The organism is Bradyrhizobium sp. Ken64, assembly GCF_055807555.1.
On sequence record NZ_JBVVPA010000012.1, the window covers coordinates 154,076 to 177,694 of the forward strand.

General features: G+C 67.0%; 22 protein-coding genes and 3 riboswitches. Of the genes, 18 read left to right on the top strand and 4 right to left on the bottom strand.

Annotation, left to right across the window (positions count from 1 at the left end; all coding sequences use genetic code 11):
• Positions 1-79 precede the first annotated feature (79 nt).
• Positions 80-1,021: an adenosylcobinamide-phosphate synthase CbiB gene (gene cbiB / locus AC0L2F_RS20830; protein ID WP_007608494.1), complete on the top strand. Its 942-nt coding sequence runs from the start codon at positions 80-82 to the stop codon at positions 1,019-1,021.
• Between the two features lie 11 nt (positions 1,022-1,032).
• Positions 1,033-1,995: a threonine-phosphate decarboxylase CobD gene (gene cobD, locus AC0L2F_RS20835; protein ID WP_473249674.1), complete on the top strand. Its 963-nt coding sequence runs from the start codon at positions 1,033-1,035 to the stop codon at positions 1,993-1,995.
• On the opposite strand, the gene AC0L2F_RS20840 is transcribed toward cobD, so the two are convergent.
• Both AC0L2F_RS20840 and cobO read right to left on the bottom strand, forming a co-directional pair.
• Positions 1,984-3,432, bottom strand: coding sequence for a cobyric acid synthase (locus AC0L2F_RS20840; protein WP_473249675.1), 1,449 nt, complete (start codon positions 3,430-3,432; stop codon positions 1,984-1,986). The two genes, cobD and AC0L2F_RS20840, sit on opposite strands and share 12 nt — an antisense overlap.
• Before the next feature lie 10 nt (positions 3,433-3,442).
• Positions 3,443-4,078 carry a cob(I)yrinic acid a,c-diamide adenosyltransferase gene (cobO, locus tag AC0L2F_RS20845; RefSeq protein ID WP_007608503.1) on the bottom strand — a complete coding sequence of 212 codons (636 nt, stop codon included), beginning with the start codon at positions 4,076-4,078 and terminating at the stop codon, positions 3,443-3,445.
• A gap of 40 nt (positions 4,079-4,118) precedes the next feature.
• Positions 4,119-4,337, top strand: a riboswitch (cobalamin riboswitch).
• Between the two features lie 95 nt (positions 4,338-4,432).
• Here cobO and AC0L2F_RS20850 point away from each other — a divergent pair.
• The 7 genes from AC0L2F_RS20850 to cobJ are packed head-to-tail and all read left to right on the top strand — an operon-like array spanning position 4,433 to position 12,364.
• The gene (locus tag AC0L2F_RS20850; RefSeq protein WP_063992979.1) at positions 4,433-4,816 is read left to right on the top strand and encodes a DUF1636 family protein; all 384 of its coding nucleotides are present in this window, start codon (positions 4,433-4,435) and stop codon (positions 4,814-4,816) included.
• A complete protein-coding gene (cobW, locus tag AC0L2F_RS20855; protein WP_473249676.1) occupies positions 4,813-5,862 on the top strand; it encodes a cobalamin biosynthesis protein CobW in 1,050 nt (349 codons plus the stop codon). Before AC0L2F_RS20850 ends, cobW begins: the two co-directional genes overlap by 4 nt.
• Complete coding sequence (gene cobN, locus AC0L2F_RS20860; protein WP_473249677.1) at positions 5,862-9,110, top strand: cobaltochelatase subunit CobN; 3,249 nt, start codon at positions 5,862-5,864, stop codon at positions 9,108-9,110. Before cobW ends, cobN begins: the two co-directional genes overlap by 1 nt.
• On the top strand, positions 9,107-10,270 hold the full coding sequence (gene cobG, locus AC0L2F_RS20865; protein WP_473249678.1) for a precorrin-3B synthase: 1,164 nt from the start codon (positions 9,107-9,109) through the stop codon (positions 10,268-10,270). Before cobN ends, cobG begins: the two co-directional genes overlap by 4 nt.
• A complete protein-coding gene (locus AC0L2F_RS20870; RefSeq protein ID WP_473249679.1) occupies positions 10,270-10,899 on the top strand; it encodes a precorrin-8X methylmutase in 630 nt (209 codons plus the stop codon). The genes cobG and AC0L2F_RS20870 overlap by 1 nt, the downstream gene beginning before the upstream one ends.
• Before the next feature lie 2 nt (positions 10,900-10,901).
• Positions 10,902-11,633 carry a precorrin-2 C(20)-methyltransferase gene (locus AC0L2F_RS20875; protein WP_007608520.1) on the top strand — a complete coding sequence of 244 codons (732 nt, stop codon included), beginning with the start codon at positions 10,902-10,904 and terminating at the stop codon, positions 11,631-11,633.
• Positions 11,630-12,364: a precorrin-3B C(17)-methyltransferase gene (cobJ, locus tag AC0L2F_RS20880; RefSeq protein WP_473249680.1), complete on the top strand. Its 735-nt coding sequence runs from the start codon at positions 11,630-11,632 to the stop codon at positions 12,362-12,364. The genes AC0L2F_RS20875 and cobJ overlap by 4 nt, the downstream gene beginning before the upstream one ends.
• On the opposite strand, the gene AC0L2F_RS20885 is transcribed toward cobJ, so the two are convergent.
• Positions 12,340-13,086 (bottom strand): cobalt-precorrin-6A reductase, encoded by a 747-nt coding sequence (locus AC0L2F_RS20885; protein ID WP_473249681.1) that lies wholly within the window; start codon positions 13,084-13,086, stop codon positions 12,340-12,342. The genes cobJ and AC0L2F_RS20885 overlap by 25 nt on opposite strands.
• Here AC0L2F_RS20885 and cbiE point away from each other — a divergent pair.
• The 8 genes from cbiE to cobT all read left to right on the top strand — a co-directional run bounded on the left by cbiE (position 13,085) and on the right by cobT (position 20,292).
• A complete protein-coding gene (gene cbiE, locus AC0L2F_RS20890) occupies positions 13,085-14,266 on the top strand; it encodes a precorrin-6y C5,15-methyltransferase (decarboxylating) subunit CbiE (RefSeq protein ID WP_473249682.1) in 1,182 nt (393 codons plus the stop codon). The two genes, AC0L2F_RS20885 and cbiE, sit on opposite strands and share 2 nt — an antisense overlap.
• Positions 14,263-14,631: a cobalamin biosynthesis protein gene (locus AC0L2F_RS20895; RefSeq protein ID WP_473249683.1), complete on the top strand. Its 369-nt coding sequence runs from the start codon at positions 14,263-14,265 to the stop codon at positions 14,629-14,631. The genes cbiE and AC0L2F_RS20895 overlap by 4 nt, the downstream gene beginning before the upstream one ends.
• Complete coding sequence (gene cobM / locus AC0L2F_RS20900; RefSeq protein WP_473249685.1) at positions 14,628-15,410, top strand: precorrin-4 C(11)-methyltransferase; 783 nt, start codon at positions 14,628-14,630, stop codon at positions 15,408-15,410. The genes AC0L2F_RS20895 and cobM overlap by 4 nt, the downstream gene beginning before the upstream one ends.
• Positions 15,410-16,720, top strand: coding sequence for a cobyrinate a,c-diamide synthase (locus AC0L2F_RS20905; RefSeq protein WP_473249686.1), 1,311 nt, complete (start codon positions 15,410-15,412; stop codon positions 16,718-16,720). Before cobM ends, AC0L2F_RS20905 begins: the two co-directional genes overlap by 1 nt.
• The gene (gene cobA / locus AC0L2F_RS20910) at positions 16,717-17,448 is read left to right on the top strand and encodes a uroporphyrinogen-III C-methyltransferase (RefSeq protein ID WP_473249687.1); all 732 of its coding nucleotides are present in this window, start codon (positions 16,717-16,719) and stop codon (positions 17,446-17,448) included. The genes AC0L2F_RS20905 and cobA overlap by 4 nt, the downstream gene beginning before the upstream one ends.
• A 45-nt stretch (positions 17,449-17,493) precedes the next feature.
• Positions 17,494-17,713, top strand: a riboswitch (cobalamin riboswitch).
• Between the two features lie 37 nt (positions 17,714-17,750).
• The gene (locus AC0L2F_RS20915; RefSeq protein WP_473249688.1) at positions 17,751-18,428 is read left to right on the top strand and encodes an energy-coupling factor ABC transporter permease; all 678 of its coding nucleotides are present in this window, start codon (positions 17,751-17,753) and stop codon (positions 18,426-18,428) included.
• Between the two features lie 46 nt (positions 18,429-18,474).
• Positions 18,475-19,224 carry a precorrin-6A synthase (deacetylating) gene (gene cobF / locus AC0L2F_RS20920; protein WP_473249689.1) on the top strand — a complete coding sequence of 250 codons (750 nt, stop codon included), beginning with the start codon at positions 18,475-18,477 and terminating at the stop codon, positions 19,222-19,224.
• Between the two features lie 15 nt (positions 19,225-19,239).
• Positions 19,240-20,292, top strand: a complete 1,053-nt coding sequence (gene cobT / locus AC0L2F_RS20925; protein WP_473249690.1) for a nicotinate-nucleotide--dimethylbenzimidazole phosphoribosyltransferase — start codon at positions 19,240-19,242, stop codon at positions 20,290-20,292.
• Here cobT and AC0L2F_RS20930 read toward each other — a convergent pair whose 3' ends face one another.
• A complete protein-coding gene (locus AC0L2F_RS20930; protein ID WP_473249691.1) occupies positions 20,293-20,865 on the bottom strand; it encodes a histidine phosphatase family protein in 573 nt (190 codons plus the stop codon).
• Between the two features lie 72 nt (positions 20,866-20,937).
• Positions 20,938-21,139: riboswitch (cobalamin riboswitch) on the top strand.
• A gap of 117 nt (positions 21,140-21,256) precedes the next feature.
• On the opposite strand from AC0L2F_RS20930, the gene AC0L2F_RS20935 reads away from it, so the two are divergent.
• Positions 21,257-23,614, top strand: a complete 2,358-nt coding sequence (locus tag AC0L2F_RS20935) for a TonB-dependent receptor (RefSeq protein ID WP_473249692.1) — start codon at positions 21,257-21,259, stop codon at positions 23,612-23,614.
• Positions 23,615-23,619 lie beyond the last annotated feature (5 nt).

Consider the following 23,619-nt stretch of genomic DNA (forward strand, 5'->3'; position numbering starts at 1 on the left):
AAACAAAGCCGAAATCCGCCAGCCGGGGGCTTGCGCTTCGGCCACCCTTTGCGCAACAGGGGCGGGACAGGAGGCGTGCGTGGGTTTTGCGGGTGCGATGGCGGTGGCGATGGCGGTGGATGCCCTGTTGGGCTGGCCGTCGTGGTTGTTCGCGCACATCGGCCATCCTGTCACCTGGCTGGGCCGGCTGATCTCTACCATCGACGCTGCCTGGAATCGGCCGTCCGATACGCCGGCATTCCGCCGCGCCGCGGGTCTCGCCGGTGCGCTCGTGGTGATCGCGCTCTCCGTCGCGCTCGGCTGGACGCTTCAGTCCTTGCTTGCCGTGGGCTGGATCCAGATCGTGCTGGTCGGCGTCCTGGCCTGGCCGCTGGTCGCCTTGCGTTCGTTGCACGACCACGTGGCTGCCGTCGCAAATCCCATGCGGGCCGGTGACACCGTCGCCGCACGCGAGGCGGTCTCGCGCATCGTCGGCCGCGATCCCGCAGCGCTCGACGAGGCCGGGATTGCTCGTGCGGCGATCGAGAGCCTCGCCGAGAATGCATCCGACGGCATCGTCGCACCGATGTTCTGGGGCGCGCTGTTCGGCTTGCCCGGCATTTTGGGCTACAAGGCGATCAACACGCTGGACTCCATGATCGGCCATCGCTCCGAGCGCCACGAAGCTTTCGGCTGGGCCGCGGCGCGCATCGACGATGTCGCCAATTTCATTCCGGCGCGGCTGACCGGCTGTCTGTTCGTGCTGCTGGCGCCACGGCGATCAGAGGCGCTGTCGTGCATGACGCGGGACGCACGCCGACATCGATCGCCCAATGCCGGCTGGCCGGAAGCCGCCATGGCCGGCGCGCTTGGTGTGCGGCTCAGCGGTCCGCGGATCTATCACGGCAGCACCACCAACGAGCCCTGGCTGAATGAAGGTGCGCGCGATCCGCTTGCCGCCGACATCGATCGGGGATTGACGGTTTACCGCCGCGCCATGCTGCTGCTCGCCGGTGTCCTTGCGATCCTGGCCTTCGCGTGAAAGAACAGCGCATGCGCGAGCACGGTGGAAATCTCGATCAGGCCCAGCAGCGTTTTGGCGGTCGCGCGGAGGATTGGATCGATCTGTCGACCGGGATCAACCGCCTGCCTTATCCCGTGGGCGAGGTGAGCTCGCGCGCGTGGAGCGCGTTGCCGTCGCGCGCCGAGATCGAGGCGCTGCATCAGGCGGCGCGGCACGCTTACGGCACGAGCGCGGCGGTTGTCGCGCTTGGCGGCGCACAGGCCGCGATTCAACTGCTGCCGCAGCTCGCGCCGCCCGGCCGCGCGCGCATCCTCGCGCCGACCTACAACGAATATGCCGGGGTCCTCTCGGCCGCGGGCTGGGAGGTGGAAGAGGTCAGCGCGCTCGAGGCGCTGGCTGGCGCCGACGTCGCCATTGTCGTCAATCCCAACAATCCTGACGGCCGATGCTACGCACCAAGGGATTTGCTGACGCTGCTGCCGCGCGTGGGCCGCCTCGTCATCGACGAGAGTTTTGCCGATGTGGCCCCGCAGCTTTCACTTGCATCCGAGGGTCGGCCGGGCCTGCTGATCCTGCGCTCCTTCGGAAAGTTCTACGGCCTTGCCGGCCTGCGGCTCGGCTTCGCGCTCGGCAATTCATCCGACATCGCCAGGCTCGCATCGATGTCGGGGCCCTGGCCGGTCTCGGGAGCGGCGATCGCGATCGGTTGCCGTGCTCTGCGTGACGATACCTGGGCCGAGGCAACGTCCGCGCGGCTCGTGCGAGACTGCGTTCGCCTCGACGGCATGGTGCAGTCGCAAGGCTGGACGCTCGTCGGCGGGACGCAGCTGTTTCGTCTCTACGGGACGGCTGACGCCCTTGCCGCACAGGAGCAGCTGGCGCGTCGCCATATCTGGTCGCGCGTTTTCGCGCGAGAGCCGACATGGCTGCGCCTCGGGCTTCCGGGGAGCGAACTCGAATGGACGCGCCTGGCCGAGGCGCTAGCGCGCTAGCGCGAGCAGGCCGTCGACGTCGAGATGTTGCTCGATGTGATCGGCGAGCGCATCGAGCGCGCTCTCGACCCTGGCGTGATAGGGCTCGTCGCCGGCGGGAATGTCGAGCTTCGCCAAAAAGGCCTTACGGAAATCATCCGACGTGAACAGGCCGTGCAGATAGCTGCCTTGCACGCGTCCGTCGCGCGAGATCGCGCCTTCCGGTTCGCCATTCAGCCTTGCGAATGGCCGCGCGCGATCCGACCCATCGGTGCGCCCGATGTGGATTTCATAAGCCTCGATCGGCTGATCCGTCGCGGCATGCACGGCCGCGACACGCGTCAGTGTCTTCTGCGGGCTCATCACCGTTGCCACATCCAGAAGCCCGAGGCCATCTGTGTCGCCCGCGGGGCCCTCGATCCCTTCAGGATCCGTGACGCTGCGTCCGAGCATCTGATAGCCGCCGCAGAGGCCGAGCACATGGCCGCCTCTGCGGTGATGCGCCAGGAGATCGATGTCCCAGCCCTGGGCGCGCAGGAAGGCGAGGTCGCCGCGGGTGGATTTCGATCCGGGGATGATGACGAGCCTGACGTCGCCGGGAATTGCTTCGCCCGGCCGCACCATCACGAGATCGACGCCGGGCTCGAGCTTGAGCGGATCGAGATCGTCGAAATTGGCGATCCGCGACAGTGCGAGACAGGCGATCTTGCATTGGCCCGGCTTGCGCGCATCGCTCAGGCCCAGCGCATCCTCGGCCGGCAGTTCGCCGGCGCGCGCGAACCAGGGCAGCACGCCGAGGCCGCGCCATGCGGTCTTCTCTTCGATCAGTCTGTAGCCGTCGTCGAATAATGTGGGATCGCCGCGGAACTTGTTGATGACAAAACCCCGGATCATCGCGGCATCGTCCGGGTCGATCACCGTCTTGATGCCGACGAGTTGCGCGATGACCCCGCCGCGGTCGATGTCGCCGACCAGCACGACCGGCACATCGGCCTTGCGCGCAAAGCCCATATTGGCGATGTCGGCCTTGCGCAGGTTCACCTCGGCCGGACTGCCGGCGCCCTCCACCAGCACGAGATCGGCGCGCGCTTTCAGCCGCTCAAAACTCTCCAGCACCGCGCCCATCAATGACGGCTTCATCGCCGCATATTCACGCGCACGCGCGGTCGCGAGGCGTTTCCCTTGCACGATCACCTGCGCGCCGACATCGGTCTCGGGCTTGAGCAGCACCGGATTCATGTCGGTGTGCGGCTCGACGCGAGCGGCCAGTGCCTGGAGTGCCTGGGCGCGGCCGATCTCGCCGCCGTCGACGGTGACGGCCGCGTTGTTCGACATGTTCTGCGGCTTGAACGGGAGCACGCGCAGGCCGCGTCGCACAAAGGCGCGCGCGAGGCCGGCAACGATGAGCGACTTGCCCACGTCCGAGCCGGCCCCCTGGATCATCAAGGCGCGCGCCATCGCGAGTTTCTTAGAACTCCACGCCGGCTTGCGCCTTGATGCCGGAGCGGAAGGGGTGCTTGACCAGCGTCATCTCGGTGACGAGATCGGCGATCTCGATCAACTCGTCCTTGGCGTTGCGTCCGGTGAGCACGACATGCGTCATCGGCGGCTTCGAGGTCACCAGGAAATCGACGACCTCGGCGATGTCCAGATAATCGTAGCGCAGCGCGATGTTGATCTCGTCGAGCACGACCATGCGGAGATTCTGGTCGAGGATCAGCTCCTTGGCCTTCTCCCAGCCGGCGCGCGCTGCGGCGATGTCGCGAGCGCGGTCCTGCGTCTCCCAGGTAAAACCCTCGCCCATGGCGTGGAATTGGCAGAGGTCGCCGAAATGGCCGGTGAGCATGCGGCGCTCGCCGGTATCCCAGGCGCCCTTGATGAACTGCACGACCGCGCAGGGGAAGCCATGGGCGACGCAGCGGACGATCATGCCGAAGGCCGAGGACGACTTGCCCTTGCCGGCGCCGGTGTGGACGATGATGAGGCCCTTTTCGCCGCTCTTGGTCGCCATGATCTTGTCGCGGGCGACCTTCTTCTTCGCCATTTTCGAGGCGTGGCGGGCGTCGGTTTCGTCGGCCGTCTGGGTATCCGGTTCTGACGTCATCGGACGGGGTCCTTCGGCTTGACAAGAGGCGGTCGGGGGCAAATGGTGACCCGGCGTTGGTTCCTGTCCTACGACAGGCGAAGAGGGAATGCGATAGGGTCCGAATCGGCAAGATTTGGTTCCAAAATGCAGCCGCCCCCGCGACCGTGACCGGAGAGATGCCCGAAGCCACTGATCCCCTACGGGATCGGGAAGGCGGGGATCGAAGGGGAAACCCTGCTCCGGAAGCCGGGAGACCTGCCAGCGCGGACGATTTTGGACCGGCGGACGGGGTGTTCCGCGACGGGGAAACGGGCCTTCGCAAGAACGGTTCGTGGGCCTCATCGCTTCCCGCTGTTTATTCTGGAAGAAGCGATGACCGTCACACTTCATGTCTGCATCACCTGCCGCGCCGGCCAGACGCTTGGCGAGGGCGAGACGACGCCCGGCAAGCGCCTGCACGGTGCGATCCTCGAGGCCGGCGTGCCTGACGGCGTCAGCGTGGTTCCCGTCGAATGCCTCTCGGCCTGCAACCAGGGTTGCTCGGTCGCGCTCAGCGCGCCTGGCCGCTGGTCCTATGTCTATGGCCGTCTGTCGGATGCGAATGCGAGCGACGTCGTCGCGGGCGCCGCAGCCTATGTGGCCGCGCCCGACGGCCTCGTGCCCTGGCGCAGCCGCCCGGAGATCTTCCGCAAGCAATCGCTTGCCCGCATTCCCCCCATTCTCCCCTTGGCCGTCGTGCCGGAGGCCGCCGAATGAATTCGCTCGCAAAAGTCCCGGTCACGGTCGTCACAGGCTTTCTCGGCTCCGGCAAGACCACGCTGATCCAGCATCTGCTTGCCAACGCCAACGGCAAGAAGCTGGCGGTGCTCGTCAACGAGTTCGGCAGCGAGGGCGTCGATGGCGAGATTCTGAAATCCTGCGCCGATGCGAATTGCCCGGAAGAGAACATCATCGAACTCGCCAATGGCTGCATCTGCTGCACCGTCGCCGACGATTTCATTCCGACCATGGAGAAGCTGCTGTCGCGGCCGGTGCGGCCCGATCACATCCTGATCGAGACCTCGGGCCTGGCGCTGCCCAAGCCGTTGCTGAAGGCGTTCGACTGGCCGGAGATCCGTTCGCGCATCACGGTCGACGGCGTGATCGCGCTGGCCGACGCCGAAGCTGTCGCCGCCGGCCGGTTCGCGCCCGACCCTGACGCCGTCGAAGCGCAGCGCGCGGCGGACGGCAATCTCGACCATGAGACGCCGCTGTCGGAAGTGTTCGAGGACCAGATTGCCTGCGCCGACATCGTGCTGCTGACCAAGGCCGATCTTGCGGGCGCGGCAGGCCTCGAAGCAGCCAAGGCGGCGATCACCGCCGAGATGCCGCGCCGCGTGCCGATGCTGGCGATCACCGACGGTGCGATCGACGCCCGCCTCATCCTCGGCCTCGGCGCTGCCGCCGAGAACGATCTCGCCGCGCGTCCCTCGCATCACGACGGCGAGGAGGATCACGAGCACGACGATTTTGCATCCGTCGTCATTGATGTTCCTGAGGTGACCGATATCGACACGCTGGTCGCATCCGTTCAGCGTCTGGCGCGCGAGCAGAACGTCCTGCGCGTCAAGGGATACATCGCGGTGGAAGGCAAGCCGATGCGCCTCTTGCTGCAAGCGGTCGGCGAGCGCGTGCGACACCAGTTCGACAAGCCCTGGGGCATGGGTGCGAGGCAGTCAAAGCTCGTCGTGATCGGCGAGCACGGAAACATTGATGAAGCCGCGATCAAGGCGGGACTCGGTCTTTCAGGATCTGGTATCTGATGCACGTCGTCTTCCGCGAGAGCCGCGGTCTCGAGGAGACTGCGACACCAAGGGACATCGGCCAGGACCCGGCCGATCTCGTGGTGCTCTCGTATTCGGATTCCGATCTGGCGGCGTTCGCGGCCGGCTGGCGCCGGGGCCGCGACAGCCTGCCGTCGCTACGCCTCGTCAATCTCGCCGAACTCCGTCATCCGCTCTCGGTCGACACCTACATCGAGCGCACGCTTGCGCAGGCGCGCGGCATCCTCGTGCGTCTGATCGGCGGGGAATCCTACTGGCCGTATGGGCTCGCGGCGCTGCAGCAACTGGTGAAGGAGCGCGGCATCGTGCTGGCCGTGTTGCCGGCCGACGGCCGCGACGACACGCGACTGGATGCATATTCGACCCTGCCGGTCTCGACATTGCGGCGGCTCAAGGTGCTCTGCGACACCGGCGGCCCTGTCGCGGCGCAAGCCGCGATCGCTCAGCTTGCGTTGGCCTCGGGCCTCTATGCGGGACCTGTTATCGGCGAGATGACCGTGCCCGAGATGGGCTTTTACGATCCGGCGCGCGGTGTCATTGCCGCGCCGGCGTCGGGTGAGGGCAGGCCGCGCGCGCTCGTGGCCTTCTATCGCTCCTATCTCACCGCCGCAGACACAGGCCCGATCGATGCCCTGATCGCGGCGCTGCGCGAGAAGGGGTACGACGCGCATGGTGTGTTCGTCACCTCGCTGAAGGCTCCAGGCGTTGCGGATTGGTTGCGCGGGTATCTCGCGCAAAATCCTCCGGCCGCGATCGTCAATGCGACGGCGTTCTCGGCGATGGGCGACGACGGCACGACGCCGTTCGATGTCGCGTCCTGCCCGGTGTTCCAGGTCGCGCTCTCCACGGCGCGGCGCGAGGATTGGGCGAGCTCGCTCCGCGGCCTGTCGCCTGGCGACCTCGCGATGCATGTGGTGCTGCCCGAGGTCGACGGCCGCCTGTTTGCGGGCGTGGTGAGCTTTAAGTCGGCAGCGACGCGCGATCCCGATTTGCAATTTTCGCATCTGGCGCACAGGCCGGACGATGAGCGCGTGAAGGCCGTCGCCGCGCGCGTTGCGGCCTGGCGGCGCCTTGCGGAGACGCCGGCTGCTGAAAAGCGGTTGGCACTCGTGCTCTCCAACTATCCGGGCCGCCCGCATCAGATCGCGCATGCGGTGGGTCTCGATGCGCTGGCGTCGGTCGAGGCTTTGGTGTCCGACCTCGCGGAAGCCGGCTTCGATGTCGCGCCGGTCCACGGACTCGGCGAGAGATTGCTCAAGCAGACCTTGAACTGGAGCGTCGCCGATTACCGCGCAGCGCTCTCGCGCCTTCCGCAATCCTTGCAGGATGATCTCGCGCAAGCCTGGGGCGCGCCGGAGACCGATCCGGGTTGTCGCGACGGCGCCTTCCATTTCGCCGCGATTGAATGCGGCCGGTCGATCATCGCGGTTCAGCCGGAGCGTGGCGATGCGACCACGCGCGATGCCGACTATCACGATCTCGCCCGCACGCCGCGCCACGCCTATGTCGCCTTCTCTCTCTGGCTCCGGGAGCAGGGCTGTGATGCCGTCGTGCACATGGGCGCCCACGGCACGCTGGAATGGCTGCCGGGAAAATCCGTGGCGCTGTCGCAGGCGTGCTGGCCGGAAGCCCTGATTGGCGATTTGCCCGTCATCTATCCCTTCATCGTCAACGATCCCGGCGAGGCTGCGCAGGCCAAGCGGCGCCTGGGTGCCGTCACGATCGGCCATCTGCCGCCGCAGCTCGCAGCATCAGCGGTGCCCGACGGATTGCGCAGGCTTGAACAGCTCCTCGACGAGTACTCGACGGCCGATGGCCTCGATCCCGCCCGCCGCCAGCGTCTGATCGCCGCGATCCGCGACGAGGCGCGCGCGGCAGGCCTTGAAGACGATCTTGGCCTCGATGCAGCCGCCGCGCCGGCCGAAGCGATTCCGCGGATCGACCGCTTCGTCTGCGATCTCAAGGAAAGCCAGTTCGGCGACGGCCTGCACGTGTTCGGCCGCGGCGCCTGCGGTGAAGCGGAACGCGACGCTTTGCGGGTCGCGCTTGCAGGACAGCGCGTCGCGCCGGGGCCGTCAGGCTCACCCTATCGCGGCCGCCAGGACGTGCTGCCCACGGGACGCAATCTCTTTGCCGTCGATCCGCGCGCGGTGCCAACGCCGTCCGCGCATGCGCAAGGCATCAAGCTCGCGGAAGAGCTGCTCCGCCGTCATCTGCAGGATCATGGCGACTGGCCGAAGGGCCTTGTCGTCGATCTCTGGGGCTCGGCGACGATGCGCACCGCGGGCGAAGAGTTTGCCATGGCGCTGCATCTGGCCGGCCTCGCGCCCCGCTGGGATCACGCGTCGGGCCGTGTGACCGGCTACGACATCATCGCGCCTGCCGAGCTTGGTCGGCCCCGCATCGACGTCACGCTGCGCGTCTCGGGCCTGTTTCGCGACGTCTTCTCAGGCCTTGCGCAATTGTTCGAGGCGGCAGCCGAGGCGCTGTCGACGCGCGAGGACGAGGGCGACGAAAATCCATATCGCCATCGCATATCGCGCGTGTTCGCGCCGCGTCCCGGACAATACGGCGTGGGTCTCTCGGCAATCCCGGACGCCTTCACGCCCGAGACGCGCGAGGCCGCCGGCGAAGCGTGGCTCTCGGCATCGTCATGGGCGTTCTCGGCCAATGGCGAAATCAAGCTCGATCGTGCGGGTATCGAGAAGCGGCTCGCATCCGCCGATGCTTTTGTTCACGTGCAGGATTTGCCGGAAACCGATCTTCTGCTCGCGGCCGACTATGCAGCGCATGAAGCCGGCATTGCGGCGGCCGCAGCACATCTCGGCGCGGCGAAGCCATCACTCTATCATCTCGATGCGACGCGCGCCGAGCAGCCGCATGCGCGTACGCTGACCGAAGAAATCTCCCGTGTCGTCCGCGCGCGCGCGGCCAATCCGGCCTGGATCGCCGGCATGATGCGCCACGGTTTTCGCGGGGCGGCCGAGATCACCGCAACGCTCGAGCACATGGCCGCCTTCGCGCATCTGGCCGGCGCGGTGCCGCCGCATCTGTTCGACCTCTACTACGATGCGACGCTCGGCGATGACGACGTTCGTGCCTTCATGGCCCGCGAAAATCCGGCGGCACTCGCCGCGATGGAGACGTGTTTCACGCGCCTGCATGAGGCCTCGCTCTGGCGAACGCGCCGCAATTCGATTGCGGCTGCGCTGCGGGAGGCGTCATGAGCGCTTCCGTGGTCAAGGGCTGGTGTCCCGGCGCGCTGCGCCCGATGCAATCGGGCGACGGGCTCGTGGTCCGCGTGCGTCCGTTCGGCGGACGGCTCGATGCGGCGCAAATCTCCGGACTGGCCCATCTCGCCGAACGCCATGGCAACGGCCTGATTGACGTGACCAGCCGGGCCAATCTCCAGATCAGGGGCGTCAACGAGACCAGCCACAGGCTGCTGCTCGACGGCCTTTCGCAACTGGCGCTGCTCGACCCGGACGCCGACACCGAATCCCGTCGCAACATCCTTGTGACGCCGTTCTGGCGTGCCGGGGACACGACCCAATCGCTCGCCGCCGAACTCGAGGAGGCGCTCGCCGATAGCACGCTCGAACTTCCAACCAAATTCGGCTTCGCGATCGATGACGGCACCTCACGCGTGCTTGCGGGTGATTCCGCGGACGTGCGGATTGAGCGCGATCGTTCCGGCGGACTGCTGGTGCGGGCTGATGGCGACAAGCTTGGCCGCTCCGTCGCGCGCGGCGAGGCCGTGACCACCGCGCTCGCGTTCGCCGACTGGTTCGTGACCTCAGGCGGCGCCAGAGGCGGGCGAGGGCGGATGGCGGCGCATCTTTCAACCGGTGCAATCTTGTCGGCGGCATTGCGCGGCGAGGCCGAGCCGGCGCCGATCATGGCCGCGGCGCGTCCCGGCCTCTATGCGCAAGGTGCGATGGTCGGGGTCGCCTTCGGACAGATGGCGTATGCAACGCTCAACCAGTTCGCCGGTTGCGGGCATGCGCTGCGCATGACGCCATGGCGGATGGTTTTGAGCGAAGGCAAGCGCGCGATGCCGAACGCGACTGGCCTGATCACCGAGGCCTACGACCCTGCGTTGCGCGTCATCGCCTGCAGCGGTGCGCCACGCTGTCGTGAGGCGCATGCCGATACGCGTGGCCTTGCCGCGGCCCTGGCGCCGAACATCGGCGCGGCCGCACGGCTCCACGTCTCCGGCTGTGCCAAAGGTTGCGCCCATTCCGGTGCGGCTGCCATCACTCTGGTCGCGACCGGCGCCGGCTTCGATCTTGTGCGCGGTGGGTCGACACGCGATGAGCCCATCCTGCGAGGGCTGAACCGCGACGATATCGTCCGAGATCCCTCCATCCTGATGGGAGGGCACTGATGCCGTACATTTACGAGACCGACGGCGCGGCGATCTACCGGCAATCCTTTGCGACCATCCGGGCAGAAGCCGATCTTGCGCGCTTCACGCCGGACGAGGAGCAGGTCGTGGTGCGGATGATCCATGCCGCCGGCATGGTCGGCCTGGAGGCGCATATCCGCTTCACATCAGGCATGGCGGTCGCCGCGCGCGCGGCGTTGCAGAAGGGCGCACCGATTCTGTGCGACGCGCGCATGGTCTCCGAAGGAATTACGCGCGCGCGGCTTCCCGCCGCCAACGCCGTCATCTGCACCCTGGGCGACGAGACCGTTCCCGCGCTCGCGCAGTCCATGCGCAACACCCGTTCGGCTGCGGCCCTGGAGCTGTGGCGGCCGCATCTCGACGGCGCGATCGTGGCGATCGGCAACGCGCCGACCGCGTTGTTTCATCTCCTCAACATGCTGGAGGACCGGGACTGCCCGCGGCCCGCGGCGATCATCGGCTGTCCGGTCGGCTTCGTCGGCGCCGCGGAGTCCAAGGCGGCGCTGATGGCCGATCCGAAGGTCCCCGCGCTGACGGTCGAGGGCCGCCTCGGCGGTTCCGCGATCACGGTCGCCGCCGTGAACGCGTTGGCGAGCCGGAGCGAATAGCGATGGGACGCATCATCTGCTGCGGTCTCGGCCCCGGTGATCCTGACATGATGAGCGTGCGCGCCGATCGCACAGTGCGCGGCGCGAGGCATGTCGCCTATTTCCGCAAGAAGGGCCGGCCCGGCCAGGCGCGCCGCATCGTCGAGGGCATGTTGGCGGCCGACGTCACCGAATATCCGATGGAATACCCTGTCACCACCGAGATCGCCTTCGACACGCCCGAATATGTCCAGCTGCTTGCCGGCTTCCATGACGAATGGGCGGAACGTCTGGCGCGGCTGGCGCGCGCAGTCGATGTCGTCGTGCTCTGCGAGGGCGATCCTTACTTCTACGGCTCCTTCATGCATCTGCACACGCGTCTGCAGGGCCGCGTCGAGATCGAGGTGATCGCCGGCATTCCCGGCATGGTCGGCTGCTGGAATGGCGTGGGACAGCCGATCGCGCTCGGCGATGACGTGACGACGGTGCTCATGGGCACGCTTGCCGAAGCAGAGCTCGAACGCCGCATGCGCGATTCCGATGCGCTCGTGATCATGAAGACCGGGCGCAATCTCGCCAAGGTGCGCCGCGCGCTCGCGTCCGCCGGACGGCTGGACGACGCGTGGCTGGTCGAGCGCGGCACCATGCCGGGGGAGCGCGTGGTGCGGCTCGCGGAGATCGATGCCGCCGACTGCCCTTATTTTGCGATCGTGCTCGTGCACGGCAGGGGCCGGCATCCGGACGCCGCGGAATGACGGGCACGCTGACCATCGCGGGCCTCGGGCCGGGCAGCGATGCGCTGGTGACGCCCGAAGTCTCCGCCGCGCTTGCCGCTGCGACCGACATTCTGGGCTACGCGCCCTATGTCGCGCGAGTGCCGCCGCGATCGGGACTCAAGCTGCATCCCTCCGACAATCGCGAAGAGCTGCAGCGCGCGAGCGAGGCGCTGCGGCTCGCGGCCGAAGGCGGCCAAGTCGTCATCGTGTCCTCGGGCGACCCCGGCGTGTTCGCGATGGCGTCCGCCGTGTTCGAGGCGCTCGAACAGGCACCGCAATGGCAGGAGCTGCCGATCCGCGTGCTGCCCGGCATCACCGCGATGCTGGCCGCTGCCGCACGCGCTGGCGCGCCGCTCGGCCATGATTTCTGTGCAATCAATCTCTCCGACAATCTCAAGCCGTGGGCGCTGATCGAGAAGCGCCTGCGGCTCGCCGCTGAAGCCGATTTTGCCATTGCGATGTATAATCCGCGCTCGGGGAGCCGGCCGGAGGGATTTGGCCGTGCGCTCGCAGTGTTGAACGAGGCCGGCTGTGGCGAACGCCTCGTGATCTTCGCGCGCGCGATCAGCGCCGCCGATGAAAGGATCGAAACCGTCAGGCTGAACGAAGCGACGCCTGAAATGGCCGACATGCGTACGCTGGTGATCGTCGGCAACTCGCAGACACGCCGCATCGGCCGCTGGGTCTATGCGCCGAGGCAGGTCCGATGACCGAGCCACTGTATGATATCGGCCACGCTCTCGACCCGCAATCGTTTCGGCAATTGCGGTCGTGCGATCATGATCACGGGCAGGCCGAGCCTGCGGGCTGCGTCGATCTTGGCCCGCGCGCCGTCGCCGCCGGAATTGCGGGCGACGATCCGGGTGATGCCTCGCGTGCGCATCATCTCCAGCTCGTCCTCGAGCGTGAACGGTCCACGCGACACGATGACGTCCGCGGCGAAGGGCAGGGGCGCATCGGGCGGATCGACGAATCTCAGCGTGTAGGCGTGCTGCGGCCTGGTCGCGAACGGTGCGATGTGCTGGCGGCCGATGGCGAGGAACACATTTGCCGGCGCCTCGGGCAGTGCGGCGACGGCGGCGTTGACATCAGGTATTTCGATCCAATTGTCACCGGGCGCTTTCATCCAGGGCGCGCGCTCGAGAGCGATCAGCGGCGTGCCGGTTTCCGCGCATGCCGCGACCGCATTGCGGCTCATTTCGGCGGCAAAGGGATGCGTCGCGTCGATCACATGCGTGATGTGCTCGCTGCGGATGTAATCGACAAGCCCCCCGACGCCGCCAAAACCGCCGATGCGGGTCGGCAACGGTTGACCGGCAGGCGCGCGGGTGCGGCCGCCATAGGAATACACGGCGTCGATGCCGGCACGCGCGATCTCCGCCGCGAGCAGGCTCGCGTCGGCCGTTCCGCCCAGAATGAGCGCGCGCATCATGGCTGATCCCTGGCTGACCATCATCGGTATCGGCGAAGATGGCCTCGCCGGGCTGTCCGAGGCAAGCCGAAAGGCGCTCGCCGAGGCTGAAACTGTCTTTGGCGGTGAACGGCATCTTGCACTTGCCGGCGTGACCGGGCGCGGCCGTCCATGGCCGGTGCCGTTCGATGCAGAGATCGTGCTGAGTCGCCGCGGCGAGCCAACGGTCGTGCTCGCCTCCGGCGACCCGTTCTGGTTTGGCGCCGGCGCGAGCCTCGCCGAAAAGCTCGATTGCGACGAATGGATCGCGTATCCAGCTGCCTCGACATTCTCGCTCGCCGCCGCGCGATTGGGCTGGCGCCTCGAAGCAACTACCTGTCTCGGTCTCCACGCCGCGCCATTCGAGCGTCTCGTGCCGCATCTGGCGCGAGGTGCACGCATCATTTGCCTCGTGCGCGATGGCAAGGCGGTCCGTGACCTTGCGAAGTGGCTGACGCAACGCGGATGGGGCGCCTCACTCGTGTGGACTCTCGTTGCGCTTGGCGGCCCAAGCGAATGCATCGACCAGCATCGCGCCGATCTCTTTCTCGAGGATATTGCCGGCAATCTTGTTGCAGTGGCGGTGCTGGCGAGGGGAGACCAGGGCCTTCCGCGCAGCTCGGGATTACCGGACGAACTCTTCGTCCACGACGGCCAGATCACAAAGCGCCCGGTGCGTGCGCTCGCGCTGTCGGCGCTGGCGCCGCGTCCCGGTGAACGGCTCTGGGATATTGGCGCGGGCTCGGGTTCGATTTCGGTCGAGTGGGCACTGTGCGGCGGCACCGCGACCGCCGTCGAGGCACGCGAGGGTCGCGCCGGGAACATTCGCAGCAATGCGACGGCGTTTGGGTTGGCACATCGGATCACGATCATCGCGGGAAAGGCGCCGGAAGCCCTTGCTGCGCTGGACGCACCTGACGCCGTTTTCATCGGCGGCGGTCTGGACATCGTGATGTTCGACGCCATCTGGTCGCGGCTCTCGCCCGGTACGCGGCTGGTCGCGCATTCAGTGACGCTGGAGACGGAAGCGCTGGTGGGTGAACTGCACCAGCGCCACGGCGGCGAATTGATGCGGGTCGAGATTGCGCACGCCGCTCCGCTCGGCCGCTACCGTTCCTGGGACGCAGCGCGGCCGGTGGTGCAATGGAGTGCGGTCCGATGAAGGTCGCCGGGCTCGGATTCAAGCGGGACGTCACGCTGGCCTCGCTGCGTGAGGCTCTTCTGGCGGCCGGCGGTCCCGAAGGCCTCGCTGCGATGGCAACGGTCAGCGACAGGGCCGACGCGGAGGCGCTGAAGCAGCTTGCGCGCGAATGCGGCATACCGATCAAGGCAATCACCGCCGAAATGCTGGCCGGCATCGACACGCCAACACAATCAAAGCTCATCGCGGAAAAGTTCGGGACGGGATCGGTCGCCGAAGCGGCCGCGCTCGCGGCAGCTGGACCTCGCGCGCGATTGATTGCGACGCGGGTGGTCTCGCAGGATCGCACCGCGACCGCGGCGATCGCGGAAGGGGACGGCGCATGACGGTGCACTTCATCGGTGCGGGGCCCGGTGCCCCTGACTTGCTGACGTTGCGCGGCCGCGACCTCATCTCCGCCTGTCCGGTCTGCCTCTATGCCGGCTCGCTTGTCCCTGAAGGCGTCTTGGCGCATTGCCCGCCCGGTGCACGGATCGTCAACACCGCGCCGCTGTCGCTCGACGAGATCATCGCGGAGATCGCTGCCGCGCATGCGGGCGGCAAGGACGTCGCGCGGCTGCATTCTGGCGATCTCTCGATCTGGTCGGCGATGGGCGAGCAACTCCGCCGCCTGCGCGCGCTCGACATTCCTTACACCGTCACGCCCGGCGTTCCCTCTTTCTCGGCCGCCGCGGCTGCGCTGGAGGTCGAGCTGACGCTGCCCGGCCTTGCCCAGACGGTGGTGCTGACGCGCACGCCTGGCCGAGCCAGCGCGATGCCGGAAGGCGAGAAGCTCGCGGCCTTCGCCGCCACCGGCGCGGTGCTCGCCATCCATCTGTCGATCCATCTGCTCGACAAGGTCGTCGCCGATCTGACGCCGCATTACGGCGCGGATTGCCCGGTCGCGATCGTCTGGCGTGCGAGCTGGCCCGACCAGCGCATCGTCCGCGCCACGCTCGCAACACTCGACCTAGCTGTCGGCAGCGAGATGGAGCGCACTGCATTGATTCTGGTCGGCAGGACGCTGGGCTCGGCGGATTTTTCCGAGAGCCGTCTCTATGCTGCCGATTATGACCGTCGCTATCGGCCGGTCGGCGCCGAGCCGCGCTTTCCGGAGGTGTCGTGATGGCGGCAGGGCTCGTCATCTCCGCGCCGGCGTCGGGCGTCGGCAAGACCACGCTGACGCTGGCGCTTGCCCGCGCCTGGCGCAACGGCGGATTGCGGGTGCAGTGCTTCAAGAGCGGCCCCGATTACATCGATCCCGCGTTTCATGCAGCCGCGACAGGACGCGCCTCAGTCAACGTCGACAGCTGGGCGATGGATCGCGGGACAATCTCGCATCTCGTCAGTCGCGGCATTGACGCCGATGTCGTGCTGGCCGAAGGCTCGATGGGCCTGTTCGACGGCGTGGCTGCCCGTGGCGTCTGCGGCACCGGGGCGACCGCCGACATCGCGGAGATGCTGGACTGGCCGGTGCTGCTGGTGATCGATCCATCCGGCCAGGCACAAACGGCGGCGGCAATCGCGGCGGGCCTTCGCGACTACCGCCCCGGTGTGCGCCTTGCGGGCGTCGTGCTCAATCGCGTTGCGAGCCCGCGCCACGAAGCTCTGGTGCGGCGTGCGCTGCTGGACGCCGGCATCGCCGTGTTCGGCGCGCTGCCGCGCCATGCCGAGATCAGCCTGCCGAAGCGGCATCTCGGGCTGGTCCAGGCCGAGGAGCAGGCGGAGATCGGCAAGCTGATCGACGAGGCCGCGCGCTTCGTCGCCGAGCATGTCGATCTCGATGCGGTGCTGCAATCGGCCGCCACCTGGTCGCCGCAACCTGCCGCAAGCGGCGTCAACGTGACGCCGCCCGGCCAGCGCATTGCGTTGGCCCGCGATGCCGCGTTCTCCTTCGTCTATCCGCATATGCTGGAAGCTTGGCGCGCGGCGGGCGCCGAGATATCGACATTCTCGCCGCTGGCTGACGAAGGCCCTGATCCGGGCGCCGATGTGTGCTGGCTGCCTGGCGGCTATCCCGAACTGCAGGCCGGCAGGATCGCGGCCAATGCGCGCTTCCGCGGCGGATTGCGCGCCTTCGCCGAAACGCGGCCGGTGCACGGCGAATGCGGAGGCTATATGGTGCTGGGCAGCGCTTTGACCGACGCCGACGGCATCAGCCACGAGATGACGGGCCTGCTCGGCCTTGAGACAAGCTTTGCCAAACGCCGCATGCATCTGGGCTATCGTTTGGCCGAGCTTGCCGCGCCGATGCCGGGCCATCAGGCCGGCGCACGCCTGCGTGGCCACGAATTCCACTATTCGACGATCGTCGCGCAGCCCGACATGGCGCTGGCGGTCGTCCACGACGCGACAGGCGCGGTCATCGCCGAGACCGGCTCGCGGCGGGGACAAGCCACCGGCACGTTCTTCCATCTGATCGCGGAGGACCGGTGAGCGGTTTTGTGTCCTTCGTCTCCGCCGGCCCCGGCGATCCCGAGCTCCTCACGCTCAAGGGTGCCGCGCGGCTGCGCGAGGCCGACGTCGTGCTCTATGACGATCTTGCTTCGGGCGCGATCCTCGATCTGGCCCGGCCCGGCGCCAATCTCGTCGCGGTGGGAAAGCGGGCGGGACGGCCCTCGACCAAGCAGCACCACGTCAATCGATTGCTGGTCGACTACGCCGTAACAGGCGCGCGCGTGGTGCGATTGAAGTCCGGCGATGCCGGCATCTTTGGCCGGCTTGAGGAGGAGGTCGAGACCCTGCGTGAAGCCGGCATCGGCTACGAGATCATTCCAGGCGTCACCACGGCCTGCGTGGCTGCGGCTCAGGCCGGCATTCCACTGACCCGGCGTCACACCTCGCGCCGGGTGCAGTTTATTACCGGAGCGGACGTCACCGGCGAGCTGCCGCCAGACCTCAATTGGGTGGCGCTGGCCGATCCCGAGGCGACGACCGTGGTCTATATGGGCCGGCGCACATTTCCGGCGCTCGTCGCAAAATTGATCGAGCACGGGCTCGCCCCGACCACGCCGGCGTTGTTTGCCGAATCGCTCGGCCGTCCCGATGAGCGACTGGTCCGCACCACCATTTCGGAACTTGCCGAGCAGCTTGCGCGGGGCGGAGCGGCATCCACGGCGGCCGTCATCCTGTTCGGCGCGCTGGCGGGGGATTATCCGTCATGACGCTCTCGGCCGCCCTTCGCCCCTTGACGCCCGGCTGGCGAAAGGGGCACACAAGAGAGGCATGGTGCTCGACGCGGCGCAAAGCGCCGGAGCATAATCGGGAATGGGGGTGGGCGGACCAAGTTGCGGCGTCCAAAACCCCAGCCGCCCCCGCGACTGTAAGCGGTGAGGGACTTCGATCAGCCACTGGGCCGCAAGGCCCGGGAAGGCCGGAGACTCCCAGTGAACCGCGAGCCAGGAGACCGGCCGTGCACGTTTTGAGGCCAAGGCCGTCGGGTGTGACGGCAAGAAGGATCTGAGCCATGCATATCGAACCCGGACTAGTCTCGGACGCCAAGCTTGTGCTGAGTTATGCAACCGGCATCGCCGTCGGCGGCGTTGCCTTGAAGCTCGCGGTCGAGACCGTGCGCGAGCAGGGCATCACGTCGTTCGCAGCGCGGACGCTCGCCACCACGGGCCTCGTGTTCGTCTTCTTCGAGATCCTGCCGCACTTCCCGGTCGGCGTCTCCGAAGTGCACTTCATCCTCGGCTCGACCTTGTTCCTGCTGTTTGGAGCGGCGCCTGCGGCCTTCGGCCTCGCGTTCGGCCTGCTGTTCCAGGGCATCTTCTTCGAGCCGCCCGACTTGCCGCAATATGGCATGAACGTCACCACGCTGCTGGTGCCGCTGTTCGGGATCCAGGCAATCGCCACGCGGATCATTTCGCGCAACACGGCCTATGTCGATCTGAAGTACCGCCAGGCGCTGGCGCTTTCGACGACCTATCAGGCCGGCGTCATCGCCTGGGTGGCGTTCTGGGCGCTCTATGGCGCCGGTTTTGCCGCGACCAACCTTGCCAGCATCGCGACCTTCGCGGCGTCCTATGCGCTCGTCATCGTGATCGAGCCGATCGCCGATCTCGGTGTGTTGGCGCTGGCGAAGTCGCTGCGCGGCGTCACCGCGGCCGGCCTCGTCACGCCGCGTTTGCACAACGCGGCCTAGAGACAAGCGAACGGGCGGCTGTTAATGGCCGCCCCTCGCAGGCACGATGCTCACGCTCTCCCTGATAGGCATCGGTTGCGGCGATCGCGGGCAGCTCACGCGCGCCGCCATCGGTGCCATCAACGCGGCCGATCTCGTCCTGATCCCGCGCAAAGGGACGGCCAAGTCCGACCTCGCCGATCTCAGGCGGACGATCTGCGCGGATGTGCTCGCCAGCGACAAGACACGTATCGCCGAGTTCGATCTGCCCGTGCGCGACGCCGCTGAAGCGGACTATCGCAAGGGCGTGGACGATTGGCACGATGCCGTGGCCGCTGTCTGGTCGCAGACGATCGCAGATCATCTCGAAGGCAAAGGCAAGGTCGCGCTGCTGATCTGGGGCGATCCCTCGCTTTATGATTCTTCGCTGCGCATTGCGCGGCGGCTCAATCCCTCGCCAAAGATCGAGGTTGTGCCCGGCATCACCTCGATCCAGGCGCTGTGTGCGGCGCATGCGCTGCCGCTCAACGATATCGGCGAGCCTTTTCTGGTCACGACCGGACGTCGCTTGCGCGAGGGCGGCTGGCCGCGAGGTGTCGATACCGTGGTGGTGATGCTCGACGGCGGCACGGCGTTCCAGTCGCTTGATCCCGCGGACCTGCACATCTGGTGGGGGGCCTATCTCGGCATGCCCGATCAGATTATCATGTCCGGCGCGCTGGCCGAGATCGGCCCGCGTATCGTCGCCGTGCGGCAAGAGGCGCGCGAGCGGCACGGCTGGATCATGGACAGTTACATCCTCAAGCGCAGGCCGTGAGGCAAGCGAGGCAGCATGCTCCCCGAATGGGTCACCCAACAATGCCCGGATATCTCCGCAGTCCACCGCGAGGCGGCGGTGGCGCGGCAGGCGCAACTGACGAAACCGACCGGCGCGCTCGGCCGGCTCGAGCAGCTCGCGATCGAGCTTGCGGGCCTGCAAGCAACGGAGCAACCGCGCGCGGCGCGGGTGCCGATCATCATCTTCGCCGGCGATCACGGCATCGTCGCGCAGGGCGTTTCGGCCTATCCGCAAGAAGTGACCATCGCGATGCTGGCGAATTTTGCCTCCGGCGGCGCCGCGATTTCGGTGCTCGCGCGTGAGCTGGGCTCCAGCCTGGAGGTCGTCGACACCGGCACGCTGGCGCATGAGGAGATGGCTGGAATCGTGACCGACAAGCCGCGCAGCGGCACGCGCGATTTCAGCGTCGAAGCTGCGCTCACCCCCGCAGAGCTGGCATTTGCGTTCGAAGCCGGACGACGTGCGGTGACGCGCGCGCAGGCCGGGCAGCCCGATCTTCTGATCTTCGGCGAGATGGGCATCGGCAACACCACGACATCGGCGGCGATTGCGGCGAGCCTGCTCGGCATGGGTGCCGAGGAGATCGCGGGCAGCGGCACCGGCATCGACGCGGCCGGCCGTGCGCACAAGGCACGGGTGATCGACGCTGCGATTGCACGCCATGGCATTGCGGGCGCTTCGCCCGAAAAGATCCTGTGCGCCGTCGGCGGTCTCGAGATCGCGGCCATCTGCGGTGCTGTTATCGCAGCAGCGCAGCGCCGCATCCCCGTGTTGATCGACGGCTTTATCGTGTCGGTCGCGGCGCTGGCGGCGGCGCGGCTCAACCCGTCGTGCCAGCCGTTCCTGCTGGCCTCGCATCAGTCCGCGGAGCAGGGGCATCGGCTGGTGCTTCGCGCGCTCAACGTGCAGCCGCTGATCAGCCTCGATCTCAGGCTCGGCGAAGGATCGGGCGCGGCCATCGCGCTGCCGCTGGTGCGGTCGGCCTGTGCGCTCCACAACGGCATGGCGACCTTTGCGCAGGCCAATGTGCCAGATCGTCCGGCCTGATCAAATCATCGGCTGATTGACGCAGACCACGCGCCAGCCGGTCGCGAGCCGGTCGATCCGGGTCAGCGACAGCGGATCGATCACAAAGCGCAGGGCCGCTTGTGGCGTCAGATCCAGCGCGATGCACAGCGCCGCGCGGATGGTGCCGGAATGCACGACGAGCGTTGCGGCCCCGGCGCCGATCTTCGACAGACCCAGCCGGACCCGCGCGACTTGATCCTCAAAGCTTTCGCCGCCCGGCGGCCGTCCGCGCGCTGGATCGCTCCAGAACCGTGCATAGGCCTCGCCACCGGTCGCGGCGAGTTCGTCATGCCGACGGCCGGTCCAGTCGCCAAAGCTCTGCTCGCTGAATTCGTCCAGCTGCAGAGGGTCGAGCCCAAGCGCGCGAGCCGTCTCGACCGTGCGCCGCGACGGGCTCGCATAGCTCGCGGCGTCCCGCGGCAGGCGCTGCCGCAGCGCCTCCAGCTGCGCGCGAGCGCCGAGATCGGCCGGCGCGTCGGCTGCATGGATCGTCCCCGTGACGCCATCGACGGGCGCGTGCCGTATCAGCCAGAGGAAGGTCTCGCCTTCCATGCTTATCTCCAAGGAAACTGGTCGTTGTGGCGATAACGCCGCAACTGGCACATTGACTCTGTCTGGATCGTAATCCTAGATGCTCGCGACGGTTTCCCCGAGAGGGGATGAAAAGGGAATGCGGTGCGGGGACGTTGTCCCCAATGCCGTGGCTGCCCCCGCAACTGTAAGCGGCGAATCTTGCGTCACGTGCCACTGGGTGTCTCGGTCCCGGGAAGGCGATGCAAGGTACTGACCCGCGAGCCAGGAGACCTGCCGTCAGCCGTGGTCACACGCGAAGATGTCGGTCGGGGAGTACAGACATTCGGCTTCATCGGAAGGCTTATGAGCCGGAAGATGGGACCTTGGTTCGCTGTGACGTGCCACTGACGTCATACCGAGGTCCAAGACCGTGTCTCCCGTTCGCATTGTACGACCGCGCGCGCTCCTGCTCGCATCCGCGGCGCTGACATCCTCTGTCATTCTTGATCTACCCGCCGCACTGGCGCAGCAGGCCCGCGAACCTCTGCCGCCGGTCGAGGTCACGCCCGCCCAATCCCGCAAGCCGGCCAGGCCCGCCGTACGGGAGGCGCAGGGCCCACGGCGCGCAGCTGCGCGCCGGCCAGCGGCCGGGTCTGTAGCGCCCAAGCCAGTCGTGCCAATCGCGGCAGCATCGACGCCGCTCAATACCAATGCCGTCGCCGAAAGCGCCTCGCGCCTTGGCCTGACCGTGCGCGAAACGCCCGCGACCGTGGAAGTGATCTCGGCCGCAACCATGCGCGAGCAGGGTTATCGCACCGTGTCCGACGTCGCCCAGGGAGCAGTCGGCGTCACCTCCGGCGACAATCCGGCTGAACCCTCGGCTTTCTCGATGCGCGGCTTCACCAACAGCCAGATCAACACGCTCTACAACGGCATCAAGATCGGTCCGCAGAACATGACCTCGCGGATCACCGACACGGCCAATCTTGAGGCTGTCGAATTCCTGAAGGGCCCGGCCTCGCTGATGTCGGGCGAGGGCGCCGCCGGCGGCGCGATCAACTTCGTCACCAAGCAGCCGCACACCGGTCCGATCCGGAACGAGGCCGATTTCTCCTGGGATTCGCTGAACTCGTTCCGGGCGCATTACGGCTCGGGCGGCAGCACCAATGTGCAGGGGCTGGACTATCGCTTCGACGTCAGCCGTTCCTCGCTCAACGGCTTTGCCGACGACACCAACACCAAGACGCTCGACGTGTCGGGCCAGCTCAATTACCGCATCTCCGACAGTCTCAAGGTCTGGGGCGCGATCGAGTACCGCGAGGACCGCTCGAAGGCCTATTGGGGCGCGCCGCTGGTGCCGATTGCCTTCAGTGGCTCGCATGCGACGACGGGGATCGTGTCCGGCAATTACATCTCGAACTACAACAAAACCAATCTCGGTGCGGTCACGATCGATGACCGCACCTTCAACACCAACTACAACGTTCTCGACAATCGCAACGTCGCACAGGAGGTCTGGCTGCGCGGCGGTTTCGAGCTGAAGCTGGCGCCCGACCTGACGCTGAAAAGCCAGGCCTATGGTTACGGCGCAGAGCGCACGTGGTTCAACAATGAGATCGAGGCGTTCAATTCCGGTACGAACCTGGTGGACCGTGAGCGCTTCTATGTCGCGCACAGCCAACGCCTGGTCGGCAACATCACCGACCTGATCTGGGATGCGAATATCGCCGGCTTTGACAACCGCTTGGTCACGACGCTGTCCTCGAGCTATCTTGATTTCGTGAGGCCGGGCGCCGCAAATTTCCCCGGCGATTCCGTTCCACTGGTCGATCCGCCCCGCGGCTACTACGGCCTGCTCACTATTCAGCAGCAGACCGCGCGCATCGACAATGAGGCGCTGTCATTCGAGGACCGGCTGAAGCTCACGCGCAGCTTTGCACTGGTTGGTGGCCTGCGTGTCGAGCATATTGGGCTCGACCGCAATTCGACCGACAAGTTCGGTCTGGAGAAGGCGAACTTCCCGTTCTCGCAATCGTGGGCCCCGACCACCGGCCGTATCGGCTATACGTGGGAAGCCGTTCCGGGCCTGACCTTCTTCAGCCAATATGCGACCGGCGCCGACATCGCAGCCAACAACATCTTCCTGCTCAATCCGACCGATCCGCTCAACCTGACCACCGCGCGCACCTATGAGACCGGCGTCAAGCATCTGTTCTGGGACAACCGGGCGGAGTGGTCGTTCTCGGCCTACGACATCCTGCGCAAGAACGTCTATGCCGCGGCCGGCGGCATGCAGCTCAATCTTGCCGGACGGCAGGAATCGAAGGGCGTCGAGCTTGCCGCGTCCGTGCGTCCGATCGAGCCTCTGCGTCTCTGGGGCAACATCGCCTATGTCGATGCGCGCTACGCCGACTACGATTTTGTCGGCGGCTCGTTCGCCGGCAACACGCCGCCGAACGTGCCGCGCGTCGTCGCCAATGCCGGCGCGTCGTACCGTTTCTTCACGCCCTGGGCGGTCGAGCTCGGCATCACCGGCCGCCATGTCGGCGACCGCTACAACACCGATGCCAACACCGTGACGCTGAAGGCCTACACCGTGGCCGATGTCTACGCCTTCGTCGACATCCCCAAGACCGTGTTCAACGCGGTCGACCAGGCCCGCCTGACCTTCCGGGTGCGCAACATCGCCGACAAGCGTTACGCGATCTGGGGCGATCCGTTCTATCCCGACCAGATCCTGCTGGGCGCGCCTAGGACCTATGAAATTTCGGCCGCGTTCAAGTGGTAGGACGC

What these genes read in the sequence shown, in the direction of transcription:
- cobT (WP_473249690.1), top strand. Translation starts at nt 19,240, where the DNA reads ATGCTCCCCGAATGGGTCACCCAACAATGCCCGGATATCTCCGCAGTC.
- cobO (WP_007608503.1), bottom strand. Translation starts at nt 4,078, where the DNA reads ATGACGTCAGAACCGGATACCCAGACGGCCGACGAAACCGACGCCCGC.
- AC0L2F_RS20905 (WP_473249686.1), top strand. Translation starts at nt 15,410, where the DNA reads ATGGCGGCAGGGCTCGTCATCTCCGCGCCGGCGTCGGGCGTCGGCAAG.
- cobG (WP_473249678.1), top strand. Translation starts at nt 9,107, where the DNA reads ATGAGCGCTTCCGTGGTCAAGGGCTGGTGTCCCGGCGCGCTGCGCCCG.
- AC0L2F_RS20870 (WP_473249679.1), top strand. Translation starts at nt 10,270, where the DNA reads ATGCCGTACATTTACGAGACCGACGGCGCGGCGATCTACCGGCAATCC.
- AC0L2F_RS20885 (WP_473249681.1), bottom strand. Translation starts at nt 13,086, where the DNA reads ATGATGCGCGCGCTCATTCTGGGCGGAACGGCCGACGCGAGCCTGCTC.
- cobD (WP_473249674.1), top strand. Translation starts at nt 1,033, where the DNA reads ATGCGCGAGCACGGTGGAAATCTCGATCAGGCCCAGCAGCGTTTTGGC.
- cobJ (WP_473249680.1), top strand. Translation starts at nt 11,630, where the DNA reads ATGACGGGCACGCTGACCATCGCGGGCCTCGGGCCGGGCAGCGATGCG.
- cobF (WP_473249689.1), top strand. Translation starts at nt 18,475, where the DNA reads ATGCTCACGCTCTCCCTGATAGGCATCGGTTGCGGCGATCGCGGGCAG.
- cobN (WP_473249677.1), top strand. Translation starts at nt 5,862, where the DNA reads ATGCACGTCGTCTTCCGCGAGAGCCGCGGTCTCGAGGAGACTGCGACA.
- cobM (WP_473249685.1), top strand. Translation starts at nt 14,628, where the DNA reads ATGACGGTGCACTTCATCGGTGCGGGGCCCGGTGCCCCTGACTTGCTG.
- AC0L2F_RS20930 (WP_473249691.1), bottom strand. Translation starts at nt 20,865, where the DNA reads ATGGAAGGCGAGACCTTCCTCTGGCTGATACGGCACGCGCCCGTCGAT.
- AC0L2F_RS20850 (WP_063992979.1), top strand. Translation starts at nt 4,433, where the DNA reads ATGACCGTCACACTTCATGTCTGCATCACCTGCCGCGCCGGCCAGACG.
- AC0L2F_RS20895 (WP_473249683.1), top strand. Translation starts at nt 14,263, where the DNA reads ATGAAGGTCGCCGGGCTCGGATTCAAGCGGGACGTCACGCTGGCCTCG.
- AC0L2F_RS20840 (WP_473249675.1), bottom strand. Translation starts at nt 3,432, where the DNA reads ATGGCGCGCGCCTTGATGATCCAGGGGGCCGGCTCGGACGTGGGCAAG.
- cobW (WP_473249676.1), top strand. Translation starts at nt 4,813, where the DNA reads ATGAATTCGCTCGCAAAAGTCCCGGTCACGGTCGTCACAGGCTTTCTC.
- AC0L2F_RS20915 (WP_473249688.1), top strand. Translation starts at nt 17,751, where the DNA reads ATGCATATCGAACCCGGACTAGTCTCGGACGCCAAGCTTGTGCTGAGT.
- AC0L2F_RS20875 (WP_007608520.1), top strand. Translation starts at nt 10,902, where the DNA reads ATGGGACGCATCATCTGCTGCGGTCTCGGCCCCGGTGATCCTGACATG.
- cbiE (WP_473249682.1), top strand. Translation starts at nt 13,085, where the DNA reads ATGGCTGATCCCTGGCTGACCATCATCGGTATCGGCGAAGATGGCCTC.